This window comes from Dorea sp. 210702-DFI.3.125, assembly GCF_020560945.1.
Taxonomy (GTDB): domain Bacteria; phylum Bacillota; class Clostridia; order Lachnospirales; family Lachnospiraceae; genus Dorea; species Dorea formicigenerans.
This window is the reverse complement of the sequence record NZ_JAJCNF010000028.1, coordinates 18,050-34,839: the sequence shown is the minus strand read 5'-3', so window position 1 is coordinate 34,839 and position 16,790 is coordinate 18,050. Positions and strand designations below refer to the sequence as shown.

The window sequence follows — 16,790 nt, the reverse complement described above, 5'->3', positions numbered from 1 at the left end:
TTGAGCGCATTTGATATTATTCTGAAATTAACCAATCAATCAAATTGATGGATTTTATGCCATTATATGAAGAGTCCATTCCGGGATTTAAAGAAAGAATAATTTTTTCAATATGGAATACGCAAAAAATTCTGCTTCCTTTATTAGAATAATTTTCATGCATTTTCACATAATAGCATTAAAAGTAAAATTTAGCATGAGAAGAAAGAACAGCCATGCGGAATCAATCATGGAGGAATCATATGAAGGCAACAGGAATTGTACGTCGGATTGATGACCTGGGACGTGTGGTCATTCCGAAAGAAATACGAAGAACACTTAGGATCAGAGAAGGTGATCCACTGGAGATATTTACCGACCGGGAAGGCGAGATTATATTGAAAAAATATTCACCGATCGGAGAGCTTGCTGCATTTGCAGGTATGTATGCAGACAGCCTGGCAAAAGAGGCAGGGTGCCTTGTGTGTATCTGTGATATGGATCAGGTCGTGGCAGCTTCCGGAAACGGGAGAAAAGAGGTGCAGGAAAAGTATATCAGCAAAGTTCTTCAAGGGGAACTGGAAGAAAGAAACAGTATTTTGGCAAAGGTAGATGAGAAGAAATATATCCGGGTGTTTCGGGAACAGGAAAAGGATTATGTATGGGAATCTATTACACCGATCATTTGCGAAGGAGATGTTGTGGGGGCAGTTATTTTACTGTCATCAGATGAAAAAGAGAAGTTTACAAAACTGGAACAAAAGCTGGGGGCATGTGCGGCAGGATTTCTTGGAAAGCAAATGGAGTGATAAAATTTGCAGAAGCAGTCATATTCGCCGGATCTGGCTCATACCTTGTGGTAGACAAGGAGGAAAGAGATGGAGAATATGCAAAAAAATATAAAGGTCATATGGTGGATCAAGTCACTTCTGGCTTCTTATATTGTCACCGGTATATTACTTTTGGTTTTGACGTTTTTTATGTATAAATTTGAATTAAATGAAAAAATTGTATCGGCGGCAATTGTTGGAATCTATGTAGTGTCAACACTGATCGGAGGAATGATCATAGGGAAACTGACAAAATCAAAACGGTACTTGTGGGGGATGGTTCTTGGAATCATATATTTTGTATTGCTTTTGCTCATTACACTTGGAGTTTACAGAACTCTGAATGGAGACAGTGTAAGTATTGTCACATCACTGATACTATGTGCAGGTGGCGGTATGACCGGTGGTATGATATCATGAAAGACTAAAAAATAAGAGCTGCGTATATCTCTTGTAAAAAGGAAACAGATATAGGCAGCTTTTATTTTACGTATGGTTCATAATCGTAATGACGAATGTATATGTCCCTTACAGAAAGTAGAATAGTTACAGTTCGAATCAGAAAGTTTTTGCCACATGTAAAAATGTAAAGATACCAGGATGGAAAGTGTTTCCACCGGCATCTTATGAATTATGGTCTACCTGATCCATGTACTTGATGAGGCGGAAAATCTGGCTTGTATAGCCCCATTCATTATCATAGAAACAGATGACCTTAAAGAAGTGAGAATTTACTTGAATTCCCTGTCTTGCATCAAAGATAGAAGCGTGTGAATCTCCGATGAAATCAGAAGATACAACTTCATCATCTACATAATCAAGAATGCCGGACAAATATGTCATGGAGGCTTCCTTTACTTTTTTGCAGATATCCTTATAAGATGCAGACTCTTTTAGTGCGACGTTCAGATCAACGATTGAGACGTCTGTAGTTGGAACACGATAAGAAATACCACTCATCTTGTCCTTCAGAGAAGGAATGACGAGAGAGATAGCCTTAGCGGCTCCGGTTGTGGATGGAATCAGATTGCCGAATGCAGAACGTCCGGTACGCCAGTCCTTGAGAGAACGGCTGTCCACAACTTTCTGCTTGGCAGTTGCGGCGTGGATCGTAGACATCAGCCCATATTCAATTCCATAATTGTCTTCCAGTACTTTACAGATAGGTGCCAGACAGTTGGTCGTGCAGGAAGCATTGGACACAACGGACATATCTTTCGAATAACCGGTATGGTTGATTCCCATGATGAATGTAGGTGTTTCTTCATCTTTTGCAGGTGCAGAAATAATGACTTTTTTTGCACCACCTTGCAGGTGAGCACTTGCCTTTTTTGCCGTGCAAAATGCTCCGGTTGCATCGATGATGTATTCGGCACCGCAGGAACCCCAAGGGATGGAAGCAGCATCACCTTCTGTGAAGACAGGAATCTTCTGCCCGTTAATGATAAGTCCGTGTTCATAAGTTCCAAGTTCTCCCTGGAAACGTCCAAATGTAGAGTCGTAGCGGATCATATAGACCATATAATCAAGATCCGCATTTCTTGCGTTAATTCCACATAATTTAAAAGTTTCCGGTCGACTGATGGCGATACGGAGTGCAACGCGTCCAATACGTCCGAATCCGTTAATGCCAATTGAAATTGCCATGTTACAATTACCTCCTATAAGACATATTAATGAAGTGGCAATTTCTGATTCATTTGTAATCTAACGCAAGTGTAACATAGTAAAATTGAAAAAACCACCTTTTTGCAGGTAATTAAAATATTAACGGGAATAATTAAAAATTAACGATTCAGATAAAAATATTGCGAAAAAGAAAGGAAGATGCTATACTTATAAAAGTCAAGAAAGACAAGGAGGAATGTAGTGATGAAACATGTGAAAACATTGAATACACAGACTCTGAACAAGACAGTGAAAAAAGGCGGTTGCGGCGAATGTCAGACATCTTGCCAGTCAGCATGCAAGACTTCCTGTACAGTAGGAAATCAGACCTGTGAGCAGAGCAAATAAGTAAAAGAACATAGGTAAAAAACCAGGAGACAGCGGTCTTAAAAGGGTCGCTGTCTCTGTTCTGTTGCCAAATAACCATTAAAATTTTAAAGAGATAGAAAAAATAGAAAAGGAGATTATTACTGTGATTCATCAGTATAAGAATAACGGATATAACATTGTTCTGGATGTATACAGTGGAGCCGTACATGTGGTTGATGACCTGTGCTATGATGTGATCGCTGTACTGAATGAACCGGACGAAGAACCAACAGCTGAGATTTTAAAGAGTGATCTTACATGGGAGAATCTGAAAAAGCGGCTTGGAGATACATATAGCGAGGAAGATTTAAGAGATGCTCTTGATGATGTCATTGAACTGACAGAGGACGGGAAATTATTTACAAAGGATGAGTTTGAATATCTTGTTCCAATCGTGAAGAAGAGAAAGACAGTTGTAAAGGCTCTTTGCCTTCACATTGCACATGACTGTAATCTGGCCTGCAGGTACTGCTTTGCAGAAGAAGGCGAGTATCATGGAAGACGTGCTCTTATGAGTTATGAAGTCGGAAAGAAGGCATTAGATTTCCTGATCGCAAATTCCGGAAGCAGAAGAAATCTGGAAGTAGATTTCTTTGGAGGAGAGCCACTTATGAACTGGCAGGTTGTCAAAGATCTGGTAGCATACGGAAGAGAACAGGAAAAGCTTCATGACAAGAATTTCCGATTTACAGTTACGACGAACGGCGTTCTTCTGAATGATGAGATTCAGGAGTTTGTCAATAAAGAGATGGACAATGTTGTGCTAAGCCTGGATGGACGAAAGGAAATCAATGATAAGATGCGTCCGTTCCGCAACGGAAAAGGAAGCTACGATCTGATCGTGCCGAAATTCCAGAAGCTGGCTGAAAGCCGTAATCAGGAGAAGTATTATATCCGTGGGACATTTACAAGAAATAATCTGGATTTCTCCAATGATATCCTGCATTTTGCAGACCTTGGATTCAAGCAGATGTCCATTGAGCCGGTCGTAGGTGATGAATCCGATCCATATGCGATCCGCGAAGAGGATATTCCACAGATCAAAGAAGAGTATGATAAGCTTGCCAAGATTATGATTGAGCGTGAAAAAGAAGGAAAAGGATTTAACTTCTTCCACTTTATGATTGATCTGGAAGGCGGCCCATGTGTGATGAAACGTATGTCCGGCTGTGGTTCCGGAACAGAATATCTGTCTGTCACACCATGGGGAGATCTGTATCCATGCCATCAGTTTGTCGGACAGGAAGAATTCCTGATGGGAAATGTAGACGATGGAATTGTAAAGCCGGAGATTGCAGATGATTTCAGAAGCTGCAGTGTATATTCAAAAGAAAAATGTAAAAATTGTTTCGCTAAATTCTACTGTAGCGGTGGATGTATGGCAAACTCTTATAATTTCCATGGAACGATCCATGATTGTTATGATGTTGGCTGTGAGATGCAGCGTAAACGTGTGGAATGTGCCATTATGATCAAAGCAGCACTGGCAGATGCATAATGTGTAACATAGAATCCTTCGAAGGAATGGAAGAAAGAGAAAGGAAGTAAATCATGAAAAAAAGCAGAGGCATACTTAGTCTTATTGTGGCAGCGGCCTTGATCGTACTGCTTGGTTTTACGACAATTGTTGGATTCGGAAAAGGCCATACAGGTTCTATGAAGAATATCAAACTGGGTCTGGACCTTGCCGGTGGTGTAAGTATCACATATCAGGTCAAAGATGACAATCCATCGGATGAAGAGATGAGTGATACGATCTATAAGCTGCAAAAGCGTGTAGAACAGTATAGTACAGAGGCAAGTGTATATCAGGAGGGAAGCGACCGTATTAATATCGAGATTCCTGGTGTTACAGATGCCAATGAGATTTTAGATGAACTGGGACAGCCGGGTTCCCTGTATTTTATTGCACAGACAGGCAGTGACGGCTCAGCAAACTACAGTCAGGTGAACAGTACGGGAGATGCGTCCAAAGATTATCAGCTCAACAAGACAATTGAAGAATTGCAGGCAGACGGTTCTATTGTACTGAGTGGCAATGATGTAAAAAGTGCCCAGGCTCAGACAACAGAAGACCAGCTGACAAAGAACAAACAGAATGTTGTATCTCTTACATTTACAAAAGATGGAACAACAAAGTTCGCAGATGCAACAACAAAAGCACTGGCAGCGAGACAGAGCATTGGTATCTATTATGACGGAGCATTTGTAAGTGTTCCGAATGTACAGGCAGCCATTACAAATGGACAGGCTCAGATCAGTGGTAATATGACCTATGAAGAAGCAGATGCGCTTGCTTCTACGATCCGTATCGGTGGTCTGAAGCTGGAACTGGAAGAGTTGCGTTCTAATGTTGTAGGAGCCCAGCTTGGTGAGCAGGCAGTTGCGACCAGTTTAAAAGCCGGAGCAATCGGACTTGCAATTGTATTTGTATTCATGTGTTGTGTATACTTGCTTCCGGGACTTGCATCCGGACTTGCACTTTTAATCTATACAGGACTTGTACTTATAATCCTGAATGCATTTGAAGTAACATTGACACTTCCGGGTATTGCCGGTATCATTCTTGGCATTGGTATGGCAGTAGATGCCAACGTTATCATCTTCGCTCGTGTACGTGAAGAGATGGTACGCGGAAGAAGTGTAAAGAATTCTCTGAAGATTGGTTTCCAGAAAGCTTTATCAGCAATCTTAGATGGTAATATTACGACTCTGATCGCAGCAGCTGTATTGTGGTTCAAAGGTTCCGGTACAGTAAAAGGATTCGCGCAGACACTTGCAATTGGTATCATCGCATCTATGTTTACAGCACTTGTTATTACAAGATTGATCGTAAATGCATTTTATGCAGTTGGACTTAGAAGTGAAAAATTATATTATCGTCCAAAGAAAGAGCGTGAGCCAATCGATTTCCTTTCAAAGAAAAAAGTGTTCTTTACAATTTCTCTTGTATTAATTGCAGCAGGACTGATCACGATCGGTGTCAATGCAGGAAGAGGAAATGGAGCATTTGCATACAGCCTTGAATTCCAGGGCGGTACATCTACAAATGTAACATTTGATAAAGATTACTCTATTGATGAGATTGATAAGGAAATTGTTCCGGTTGTAGAAAAGGTAACTGGAGATAACAATGTTCAGACTCAGAAAGTAGCCGGAACCAATCAGGTTATTATCAAGACAGTTACACTGGATCTTGACAAGCGTGAAGCACTGAATAAGGCTATGGTTGATAACTTCGGTGTGGACGAATCAAAGATTACGGCAGAAAATATCAGTTCTACAGTAAGTAATGAGATGCGAAGAGATGCAGTTATCGCGGTTGTTATTGCGACAATCTGTATGCTTCTGTATATCTGGTTCCGATTCAAAGATATCCGTTTCGCTACCAGTGCGGTACTTGCTCTTTTACATGACGTCCTTGTTGTAGTAGGATTCTATGCAATTGCAAGAATCTCTGTTGGTAATACATTTATCGCGTGTATGCTGACAATCGTTGGATATTCCATCAACGCGACCATTGTTATCTTTGACCGTATCCGAGAGGAAATGCGTGGTAAGACAAAGAGCAGTGATGTTGCAGCAGTTGTAAACAAGAGTATCACACAGACGCTGACAAGAAGTATCTATACATCTCTTACAACATTTATCATGGTAGCAGTACTTTACGTCATGGGTGTAAGTTCTATCAAGGAGTTTGCACTTCCATTGATGGTCGGAGTTGTATGCGGAGCTTACTCATCTGTATGTATCACAGGAGCGCTGTGGTATGTAATGAAACGCTTCAAGAAGTAATTTTAAATACTATAGAACAGCCAAAGTCATATTTTATGGCGAGGCTGTTCTTTTCTTAAAGTAAATATTTGCAAAGTAAATAAAATGATGTTGGAGATTCCTGTCGAAAGTGTAGTATTTACTTTGCAAATATTTATTTGGATAAAACAGGAGAGACGAAAATTATGGAACGCTGGGTACTTTTAAGAAAAGGTGCTGATTTTGAGGCTATCAGTAAGAAATTTCATATTAGTCCGAGACTGGCCAGTCTGATCCGTAACCGGGATGTTATTGGAGATGAAGCAATCAACCAATATCTGAACGGTACAATTGCGGAACTCTACGATGGAATGCAGATGAAGGGTATGCCACAGGCGGTGGAAATTCTGACTGAAAAAATCAGGGACCGGGAAAAAATCCGTGTCATTGGAGACTATGACTGTGATGGGATCAATGCGACATATATTCTTTTAGAAGGTCTGGAAAAGCTTGGCGCAAAGGTGGACAGCGACATCCCGGATCGTATCAAAGACGGATATGGATTAAATCAGCATCTGATCGACCGGGCACATGAAGATGGAATTGATACGATCATTACCTGCGATAACGGAATTGCGGCAGCGAAAGAAATTGAGTATGGAAAAGCGCTTGGTATGACGATCATCGTAACAGACCATCATGAAGTGCCGTACAAGGAAAATGAAGCGGGAAGAAGATATATTTTACCGCCGGCAGATGCAGTTGTTGACCCAAGGCAGGAAGGATGTGAATATCCATTTAAAGGATTATGTGGTGCAGCGGTTGCATACAAGCTTGTAGAGGCGCTCTGTGAGGCAAATGGTCAGGACGTGGCGGATCTGGATTATCTTTTGGAAAATGTTGCAATTGCAACAGTGGCAGATGTGATGGATCTGACAGAGGAAAATCGAATTCTGGTGAAGCAGGGTCTTGAGATGCTAAAGAGGACCTCTAATCTGGGACTACGTGCCCTGATCCAGTGTATCGGGCTGGAGGGAAAAAAGATTCAGGCATATCACATCGGATTTATTCTTGCTCCGTGTCTGAATGCCAGTGGTAAGCTGGATACGGCAAAAAGAGCACTGGCACTGCTTCGGGCAAAGACAGAGCGGGAGGCAGATATGCTGGCAGGTGATCTGAAAGCATTGAATGAGAGCCGTAGAGATATGACAGACCGCGTTGTAGATGAGGCAATGGCGAAAGTGGAACAGACAGATATCCGGGGGGATAAGGTGCTTGTTATCTATCTGCCGGATTGTCATGAAAGCCTTGCCGGCCTTGTGGCTGGACGTGTGAGAGAAAATTACTATCGTCCGGTATTTGTATTGACGGATTCCGAAGATGGAGTCAAAGGATCGGGAAGATCGATCGAAAGCTATTCCATGTATGAAGAACTGACAGGCTGTGGGGATCTTCTGACAAAATTCGGCGGACATCCGATGGCGGCAGGACTTTCACTTGATAAAGAAAATGTTGAGAAATTCAAAAGAAGACTAAATGATCAGTGTACGCTTTCAGAAGAAGAGCTGACAGAAAAAGTAGTGATCGATATGGAACTGCCATTTGCTGCTATTACAGAACAGTTTATAGAAGAACTTGAATACATGGAACCATTTGGAAAAGGTAATACAAAACCGGTTTTTGCGGCAAGAGGCGTCGTCATGCAGCATGTGAAGATTATCGGGAAAAATAAAAATGTTGCAAAAGCAACAGCAATCGATGCGGCGGGAAACCGGATGGAAGCCATTTGTTTTCATGATGCACAGGAATTTGCAAAACAGTGTGAAAGAAATAATGGTAAAATGTCCATTACATTTTACCCTGGAATCAATGAATTCCGGGGAGAAAGACAAATTCAGATTGTAATTACTCATTATCGATAGATTTTTTTTGAAAAATGGAACAAATAATGCTATACTAAAAGATATACTTTACCTTGAAAGAGAAGAAGGAGAGAATAATTATGAAACCGATAGAAGATTATGTAGTAAGTATTCCGGATTTTCCAGAACCGGGGATCATATTTCGTGATGTGACAAGTGTATTACAGGACGCGGAAGGACTGCATCTTGCAATTGATCTGATGCAGGAAAAATTAGAAGGTCTTGACTTTGACGTAGTAGTCGGACCGGAATCCAGAGGATTTATTTTCGGGGTACCGATCGCATATAATCTGAAAAAGCCATTTATTCCGATTCGTAAAAAAGGAAAGCTTCCAAGAGAGACGGTTTCTGCAGAGTATGAATTAGAGTATGGCACAGCAACTATCGAGATGCACAAAGATGCGATCAAGCCAGGGCAGAGAGTTGTGATCATTGATGATCTGATCGCGACAGGCGGAACGAATGAGGCAATGATCCATTTGATTGAAGGTCTTGGCGGAAAGGTTGTAAAGACTGTGTTTTTAATGGAACTGGCAGGACTTCATGGACGTGACAGATTACAGGGATATGATATAGATTCAGTTATTGTATATCCTGGAAAATAGAAAAAGATATACATTTGAGAGACTAGAGAGGGAAGGAGGCGTTAATATGTCAGAGAATAAAACAACATATGAGTCACTGGACGGCAAGATTGCTCCGGAAGCATTGCTAAAAGACACAAGAGGGAAACTTCAGATGGTAGATGGGCACGGGATCAAACAGGAGGCAGATTATGATGATCCGGATAAGCTTTATGGCATGTTAATTGCCCGTATTCAAAAGTATCATCCGTCTGCGGATGTTACTCAGATCGAGAAGGCATATAATCTGGCAAAAAAAGCGCATGGAGACCAAAAGAGAAAGTCGGGAGAACCGTATATTATCCACCCGCTCTGGGTAGCAATCATTCTTGCGGATCTTGAGATGGATAAGGAGACAATTATCGCAGCTCTTCTTCATGACGTAGTGGAAGATACTCGGATTGGAGAGGATTATATCAAAGAAGAGTTTGGAGAAGAGGTAGCTCTTTTGGTAGACGGTGTTACGAAACTTGGCCGTGTAGCTTATTCTGCGGACAAACTGGAACTTCAGGCGGAGAATTTGAGAAAGATGTTCCTTGCCATGGCAAAGGATATCCGGGTTATTATCATTAAACTTGCGGACCGTCTGCATAATATGCGTACACTGCAGTTCATGACTCCGGCCAAACAGCAGGAAAAGGCTCGTGAGACAATGGATATTTATGCGCCGATCGCGGGAAGGCTTGGTATTTCTAAAATTAAGACAGAACTTGACGATCTGTCATTGAAGTATCTGAAACCAGATGTATTTTTTGATCTTGTAAATCAGATCAATGCCAGAAAAACAGAGCGTGAGGAATTTGTCCAACAGATTGTGGATGAAGTGTCCATGCATATGAAAAATGCGGGGATTAAAGCAGATGTAAATGGACGTGTAAAGCATTTCTTCAGTATTTATAAGAAGATGGTCAATCAGGATAAGACAGTAGATCAGATTTATGACCTGTTTGCAGTCCGTATCATTGTGGATTCTGTCAAAGACTGTTATGCGGCATTGGGAATTATCCATGAGATTTATACGCCAATTCCTGGAAGATTTAAAGATTATATTGCCATGCCGAAACCGAATATGTATCAGTCTCTGCATACAACGCTGATGAGTTCGATTGGTCAGCCGTTTGAGATCCAGATCCGTACACAGGAGATGCATAAGACAGCCGAATATGGTATTGCTGCTCACTGGAAGTATAAAGAGTCCGGCGGCAGCAAGAAAGGTGTTATGGCTGAAGAAGAGAAAATGAGCTGGCTCAGACAGATTCTGGAATGGCAGAGAGATATGTCTGACAACAAGGAATTCTTAAGCCTCATCAAAGGAGATCTGGATCTGTTTGCAGATGATGTGTACTGCTTTACACCGCAGGGGGATGTAAAGACATTGCCGACGGGGTCCACTCCAATCGACTTTGCTTATTCCATACACAGTGCAGTCGGCAATAAGATGGTCGGTGCCAGAGTGAATGGAAAGCTTGTTCCGATTGATTACAGAATCCAGAATGGAGACAGAATAGAAATTCTGACCTCCCAGAATTCGAAAGGACCAAGCCGTGACTGGCTGAATGTAGTCAAGAGTACACAGGCAAAAAATAAGATCAATCAGTGGTTCAAAAAAGAATTTAAAGAGAGCAATATTATCAAAGGAAAAGAGATGGTGGCTTCCTATTGCAAAGCAAAATCTCTCAACCTTTCTAATCTGCTCCAGCCAAAATATGAAGAGATCGTACAGAGAAAATATGGATTCAAGGACTGGGATTCTGTGCTTGCCGCGATTGGACATGGCGGCTTAAAAGAAGGACAGGTCGTGAATCGTCTGGCGGAAGAATATGGCAAGGATCACAAGCAGGAACTGACAGATGAAATTGTACTTGAAAAAGTTGCAGAGGCGGCTAAGAATAAAGTCCATATTGCCAAGTCCAAGAGTGGAATTGTTGTGAAAGGAATTGATGATGTGGCAGTCCGGTTCTCCAGATGCTGTAATCCAGTACCGGGAGATGAGATTGTCGGATTTGTTACAAGAGGAAGAGGACTTTCGATTCACCGCACGGATTGTGTTAATATGATACATTTGACAGAAGCAGAACGTGCAAGACTGATTCCGGCTGAGTGGGAAGGAAATGTGGCAGAAGAGGCAGGAGGTCAGTATCTGGCTGAGATCAAGATGTATGCAAGAGATCAGCAGGGACTTCTGATGAGTATTTCCAAAGTATTTACGGAGATGGAGATGGATGTCAAATCCTTAAATATCCGCACGAGCAAGCAGGGAACTGCGACCATCGAGGCTGGATTTATTGTGCATGGCCGAGAGGAACTTGCAAAAGTAATTGGTAAACTGCGTCAGATTGATGACGTGATTGATATTGAGAGAACAACAGGCTAGGAGGAAAGAAAAAGCAATGAAGATAGAGAAATTTCCCCTTGGGATTTTGGGGGCAAATTGTTACCTTTTGATAAATGAAGAGACAAAGGATACAGTTGTAGTGGATCCAGGTGGACATTCTAAGAAGTTTACAGCATACATTGAGGAAGAAAAACTTAACCTTGTGGCAATTCTTCTGACTCATGGACATTTCGATCATATTATGGGAATTGATTCTATTCTGGAAAACTGGAATATTCCGGTCTATGTAGAGGAAGAGGATCTTCCGATTATGACGGATCCAGAGCTGAATCTGTCTTCGTCTTACACGAACGGCTATTCCTTTGATGGTGCAAAACCGTTAAAAGACGGACAAAAACTGGAACTGGCAGGTGAGACGATAGAAGTCATTCATACACCGGGACATACGATGGGCGGCTGTTGCTATTATCTGCCTGTAGAACATGCGGTATTTAGTGGAGATACTTTATTCCAGCGTTCTGTCGGACGTACGGATTTTCCGAACAGCAGTCAGGATGCAATCGTACGATCTGTAAGAGAACGACTGTTCGCACTTCCGGATGATACGATTGTTTATCCGGGACATATGGGTGAGACAAAGATAGAGTATGAGAAGCTTCACAACCCATATGTACAGGAGGGCTAAGAATGATCCGGGTTATATGCAATCAGGAGACATTTGTGTATAATGCATATCATATGGTGAAGGCTTTTTATCCATCGGAGACAGTTACGTCTTCGGTGGACGAAAAAGCCTCTAATTATGTAACTGTGGAATTTGCAGAAGATGGTACAGACGGGCAGAAAGAGGCGATGATTGAAATTGCAGACAGGCAGACAAATGACATGCCAGCGGAGAAATCTGCAATGAAAAAATATCTCGACCGGATGTTATACAAAAAGTTGTCAGAGCAAAGTGGCAGAACTCTTGCATGGGGAATCCTGATGGGAGTACGACCGACTAAAATTGCTATGAGAAAACTGGAAGAAGGTATGACACAGGAGACGTTTGTTCCATGGTTCCAGAAGGAGAATCTGGTGAGTGAAGAAAAAGCACATCTTGCATGGCAGATTGCAGGGAGAGAAAAAAAGCTTCTGGATCAGTTGGATTATGAAAATGGCTATAGTCTTTATGTGGGAATCCCGTTCTGCCCAACGGTTTGCAGTTACTGTTCGTTTAGTTCGGGTGCCTTAGGTGACTGGGAGCACCGGGTAGAAGACTATCTGGCTGCACTTATGAAGGAACTGGAAGCAATTGCGAAAATATCTGAAGGAAGAAAAGCTGACACCATTTACATGGGCGGTGGAACACCGACAACTTTGAATGCGGATCAGTTAGACCGGCTGCTTACATGCATTGATAGACATTTTGTAAGGGAAGGACTTCTGGAGTTTACGGTGGAAGCCGGACGACCGGACAGTATTACGAAAGAGAAACTTCAGGTGCTTCGAAATCACGGTATTAATCGAATTTCTATCAATCCTCAGAGCATGCAGCAGAAGACCTTGGATACAATTGGACGTAAGCATACTGTAGAACAAGTGTATGAAGCATTTCATATGGCGAGAAAGCTGGGATTTGATAATATCAATATGGATATTATTGCAGGACTTCCGGGAGAGACACCGGAGGATATGGAGGACACTCTAAGACAGATTGCGTTACTTGGACCTGATAATCTGACGGTACATTCCCTTGCAATTAAACGTGCAGCTAAAATGGGCCAGGAAGAGAGAGAAGGGAAACGATTAACGATCATACAAGATGAAATAGGTACGATGGTAGAGATGGCAGGAAATAAAGCCCGACAGATGGGACTTTTTCCGTATTATCTGTATCGTCAGAAGAATATTGCCGGAAATTTTGAAAATGTGGGCTATGCAAAGGTTGACAAAGCAGGAATATACAATATACTAATTATGGAGGAAAAGCAATCCATTATTGCAGCAGGTGCAGGTGCGTCTACAAAAATCGTACTGAAAGAACCTGTCATAAATCCTGAAAGCAAAAAGAAGAAAAAAACCAGTCTGATCCGGCAGGAGAATGTAAAAGCAATCGATGCTTACATCAGCCGGGTGGACGAGATGATAGAACGAAAAGGAGAATGGCTATGGCGTTAAAGAAGAAACCAGTAACCGGTATGAAAGATGTAATGCCGGCAGAGATGGAAATCCGGGATTACCTGATCGGCCTGATTAAAGACACCTATAAAACATTTGGATTCCAATCTATGGAAACTCCATGTGTTGAGCATATCGAGAACCTGTGTAGCAAGCAGGGGGGAGATAACGAAAAACTGATCTTCAAGATTTTGAAACGTGGAGAAAAGTTAAAAATTGACGAGGCAAAAGAGGAAAATGATCTTGTGGATGGAGGACTTCGGTATGACCTGACGGTTCCGCTTGCAAGATATTATTCTAATCATGCAAATGAGCTGCCGTCTCCTTTTAAAGCACTTCAGATTGGAAGTGTATGGAGAGCAGACCGCCCGCAGAAAGGACGTTTCCGCCAGTTTGTGCAGTGCGATATCGATATATTAGGAGAGGCTTCTAATCTCGCCGAAATCGAGCTGATCCTTGCCACAACGGCGATGCTTGGGAAACTGGACTTTAAGAATTTTACTGTATGTATTAATGACCGTAATATATTGAAATCTATGGCTGCTTACAGTGGTTTTAAAGAGGAAGACTATGATGAAGTCTTCATTGTTCTGGATAAGATGGATAAGATCGGACCGGAAGGTGTCGAGGCAGAGCTTATTGAGATGGGATATACCAGTGAAAGTGTTAAGACCTACCTTTCTCTTTTTGATGAGGTTGCTTCTGATGTATCCGGAGTCCGTTACCTGAAAGAAAAGCTTGGAGATTATCTGAGTGATGAGACGGCTGACGGCCTGGAACTGATTATGTCAAGTGTAGAAGCTGCAAAAGAGTGTGATTTTAAACTTCAGTTCACACCAACCCTCGTAAGAGGACAGTCCTACTATACCGGAACAATTTTTGAGGTAACTATGGACGACTTTGGAGGTTCTGTTGCCGGAGGCGGACGTTATGATAAGATGATCGGCAAGTTTACAGGGCAGGATACACCGGCATGCGGATTTTCCATTGGATTTGAGAGAATTGTCATGCTGCTTCTGGAAAATGGATATAAAGTTCCGGGAGGACGCCAGAAAAAGGCATATCTTCTGGAGAAGAAGCTTCCAAAAGAGGCCATGTTGAAGGTTCTTGCTCTTGCAAAAGCTGACCGGGAGGCAGGACGACAGGTGCTGATCGTCAATATGAAGAAGAATAAGAAGTTTCAGAAAGAGCAGCTAATAGAAGATGGATATACAGAAATTGCAGACTGTTATGCAGATTCCGTAGACAGGCTGTAGAGAATAGAACGCACAAGTGAAAAAGGAGATATAGAAAAATGGCAGAGTCAATGCAGGGCTTAAAGAGAACCCACAGATGTGGGGAACTGTCAGCAGCTAACGTAGGCGAGACAGCGACCATTATGGGCTGGGTACAGAAAAATCGTAATAAAGGAGGTCTCGTATTTGTAGATGTAAGAGACCGTTCCGGAATTATCCAGGTTGTATTTGATGAAGGAAGTGTAGATGCAGCACTGATCGAGAAGGCTGCAAAGCTTCGCAGTGAATATGTTGTTGCAGTTGTAGGAAAAGTTGCAAAACGATCTGGTGCAGTCAATGAGAACATTGCAACAGGTGAAATTGAGATTATCCCAGAGGAGCTTCGTGTACTTTCTGAGTCAGAGACACCTCCGTTCCAGATTGAGGAGAATTCTAAGACAAAAGAAGAAGTCCGTCTGAAATACAGATATCTGGATCTTAGAAGACCGGATATGCAGCGCAATCTGATGATGAGAAGCAAGGTGGCTACACTTGCACGTCAGTTTATGGCAAATGAAGGATTCCTTGAGATTGAGACACCGGTACTCATCGGAAGTACACCGGAGGGAGCAAGAGATTACCTTGTACCAAGCCGCGTTCATCAGGGACATTTTTATGCACTTCCACAGTCACCACAGCTATTTAAGCAGCTTTTAATGTGTTCTGGTTATGACAGATATTTCCAGATTGCAAAATGTTTCCGTGACGAGGATCTTCGAGCAGACCGTCAGCCAGAGTTCACACAGATGGATATGGAGCTGTCTTTCGTAGATGTTGATGATGTCATTGATGTCAATGAAAGATTCCTTGCGATGCTGTTTAAAGAAGTTCTTGGTGTGGAAGTTCCGCTTCCGATTCCGAGAATGACATGGCAGGAGGCTATGGATCGTTACGGTTCCGATAAACCGGATACAAGATTCGGCATGGAGCTTGTCAATGTGACAGATGTCGTAAAAGACAGCGAGTTTGTTGTATTTAAGGGTGCTATAGAGAATGGTGGTACCGTTCGTGGTATCAACGCAAAAGGCCAGGGAGGAATGGCACGTAAGAAGATTGACAAGCTGGTTGATTATGCAAAGGATTACGGTGCAAAAGGATTGGCTTACATTGCAATCCATGAAGATGGAACTGTAAAATCTTCTTTCGCAAAATTCATGACAGAGGATGAGCAGAAGAACTTGATTCAGGCTATGGACGGTGAGAATGGTGATCTGCTTCTCTTTGCAGCAGATAAGAATAAAGTTGTATGGGATGTATTAGGTGCGCTTCGTCTGGAACTTGCACGCCAGATGGATCTTTTAGATAAGAATGAGTACAAATTTATGTGGATCACAGAGTTCCCGCTTCTTGAGTGGAGTGAAGAACAGAACCGTTTCACAGCAATGCATCACCCATTTACAATGCCAATGGAAGAAGATCTTCAGTACATCGACAGTGATCCGGGAAGAGTCCGTGCAAAAGCATACGATATTACTTTGAATGGAAATGAGATTGGTGGAGGAAGTGTGCGAATCTTTAACCCTGAGATCCAGAGCAAGATGTTCGAGGTGCTTGGATTTACACCAGAGCAGGCACAGGAGCAGTTCGGATTCCTCCTGACAGCATTCAAGTATGGAGTACCGCCACACGCAGGACTTGCATATGGACTGGATCGTCTTGTTATGCTCATGGCAAAACAGGATAGCATTCGTGACGTGATAGCATTCCCGAAGGTAAAAGATGCTTCGGATCTTATGACAGAGGCTCCAACAAAAGTTGATCAGAAACAGCTTGATGAATTGGGACTTGAAGTAGTAGCTGAGGAAGAATAAAAGTTATTTAATGATGAAAAAATCCCATCCGGATATTCTCGCATTGAAGAATACCGGATGGGATTT

General features: G+C 42.2%; 13 protein-coding genes. 12 read left to right on the top strand and 1 reads right to left on the bottom strand.

The features are described 5' to 3' along the window. Positions 1-242 precede the first annotated feature (242 nt). Both spoVT and LI164_RS12545 read left to right on the top strand, forming a co-directional pair. Positions 243-788: a stage V sporulation protein T gene (gene spoVT / locus LI164_RS12550; protein ID WP_005331603.1), complete on the top strand. Its 546-nt coding sequence runs from the start codon at positions 243-245 to the stop codon at positions 786-788. Between the two features lie 69 nt (positions 789-857). Further along, entirely contained in the window at positions 858-1,229 is a 372-nt protein-coding gene (locus LI164_RS12545) for a TIGR04086 family membrane protein (protein WP_005331600.1), read from the top strand. Between the two features lie 204 nt (positions 1,230-1,433). Here LI164_RS12545 and gap read toward each other — a convergent pair whose 3' ends face one another. After that, positions 1,434-2,456: a type I glyceraldehyde-3-phosphate dehydrogenase gene (gene gap / locus LI164_RS12540; RefSeq protein WP_005331598.1), complete on the bottom strand. Its 1,023-nt coding sequence runs from the start codon at positions 2,454-2,456 to the stop codon at positions 1,434-1,436. A 225-nt stretch (positions 2,457-2,681) separates the two neighbouring features. Between gap and scfA the strand changes: the two genes are divergently transcribed. The 10 genes from scfA to aspS all read left to right on the top strand — a co-directional run bounded on the left by scfA (position 2,682) and on the right by aspS (position 16,724). After that, positions 2,682-2,825: a six-cysteine ranthipeptide SCIFF gene (gene scfA / locus LI164_RS12535; RefSeq protein WP_005331596.1), complete on the top strand. Its 144-nt coding sequence runs from the start codon at positions 2,682-2,684 to the stop codon at positions 2,823-2,825. Positions 2,826-2,949: 124 nt separating this feature from the next. Then, the gene (scfB, locus tag LI164_RS12530; protein ID WP_005331595.1) at positions 2,950-4,344 is read left to right on the top strand and encodes a thioether cross-link-forming SCIFF peptide maturase; all 1,395 of its coding nucleotides are present in this window, start codon (positions 2,950-2,952) and stop codon (positions 4,342-4,344) included. 53 nt (positions 4,345-4,397) lie between these two features. Next, entirely contained in the window at positions 4,398-6,641 is a 2,244-nt protein-coding gene (gene secD / locus LI164_RS12525; protein ID WP_117607018.1) for a protein translocase subunit SecD, read from the top strand. 164 nt (positions 6,642-6,805) lie between these two features. Continuing rightward, positions 6,806-8,521, top strand: a complete 1,716-nt coding sequence (gene recJ / locus LI164_RS12520; protein ID WP_117607019.1) for a single-stranded-DNA-specific exonuclease RecJ — start codon at positions 6,806-6,808, stop codon at positions 8,519-8,521. Between the two features lie 80 nt (positions 8,522-8,601). Then, positions 8,602-9,126: an adenine phosphoribosyltransferase gene (locus tag LI164_RS12515; protein WP_040015335.1), complete on the top strand. Its 525-nt coding sequence runs from the start codon at positions 8,602-8,604 to the stop codon at positions 9,124-9,126. Between the two features lie 46 nt (positions 9,127-9,172). Beyond that, a complete protein-coding gene (locus LI164_RS12510; RefSeq protein WP_040015334.1) occupies positions 9,173-11,518 on the top strand; it encodes a bifunctional (p)ppGpp synthetase/guanosine-3',5'-bis(diphosphate) 3'-pyrophosphohydrolase in 2,346 nt (781 codons plus the stop codon). Between the two features lie 16 nt (positions 11,519-11,534). Next, positions 11,535-12,164, top strand: coding sequence for an MBL fold metallo-hydrolase (locus LI164_RS12505; RefSeq protein ID WP_040015333.1), 630 nt, complete (start codon positions 11,535-11,537; stop codon positions 12,162-12,164). A gap of 2 nt (positions 12,165-12,166) precedes the next feature. Then, on the top strand, positions 12,167-13,639 hold the full coding sequence (gene hemZ, locus LI164_RS12500) for a coproporphyrinogen dehydrogenase HemZ (protein WP_005331580.1): 1,473 nt from the start codon (positions 12,167-12,169) through the stop codon (positions 13,637-13,639). Further along, positions 13,624-14,895 carry a histidine--tRNA ligase gene (gene hisS / locus LI164_RS12495; RefSeq protein WP_005331579.1) on the top strand — a complete coding sequence of 424 codons (1,272 nt, stop codon included), beginning with the start codon at positions 13,624-13,626 and terminating at the stop codon, positions 14,893-14,895. Before hemZ ends, hisS begins: the two co-directional genes overlap by 16 nt. Before the next feature lie 38 nt (positions 14,896-14,933). After that, positions 14,934-16,724 (top strand): aspartate--tRNA ligase, encoded by a 1,791-nt coding sequence (gene aspS, locus LI164_RS12490; protein WP_005331578.1) that lies wholly within the window; start codon positions 14,934-14,936, stop codon positions 16,722-16,724. Positions 16,725-16,790: the final 66 nt, after the last annotated feature.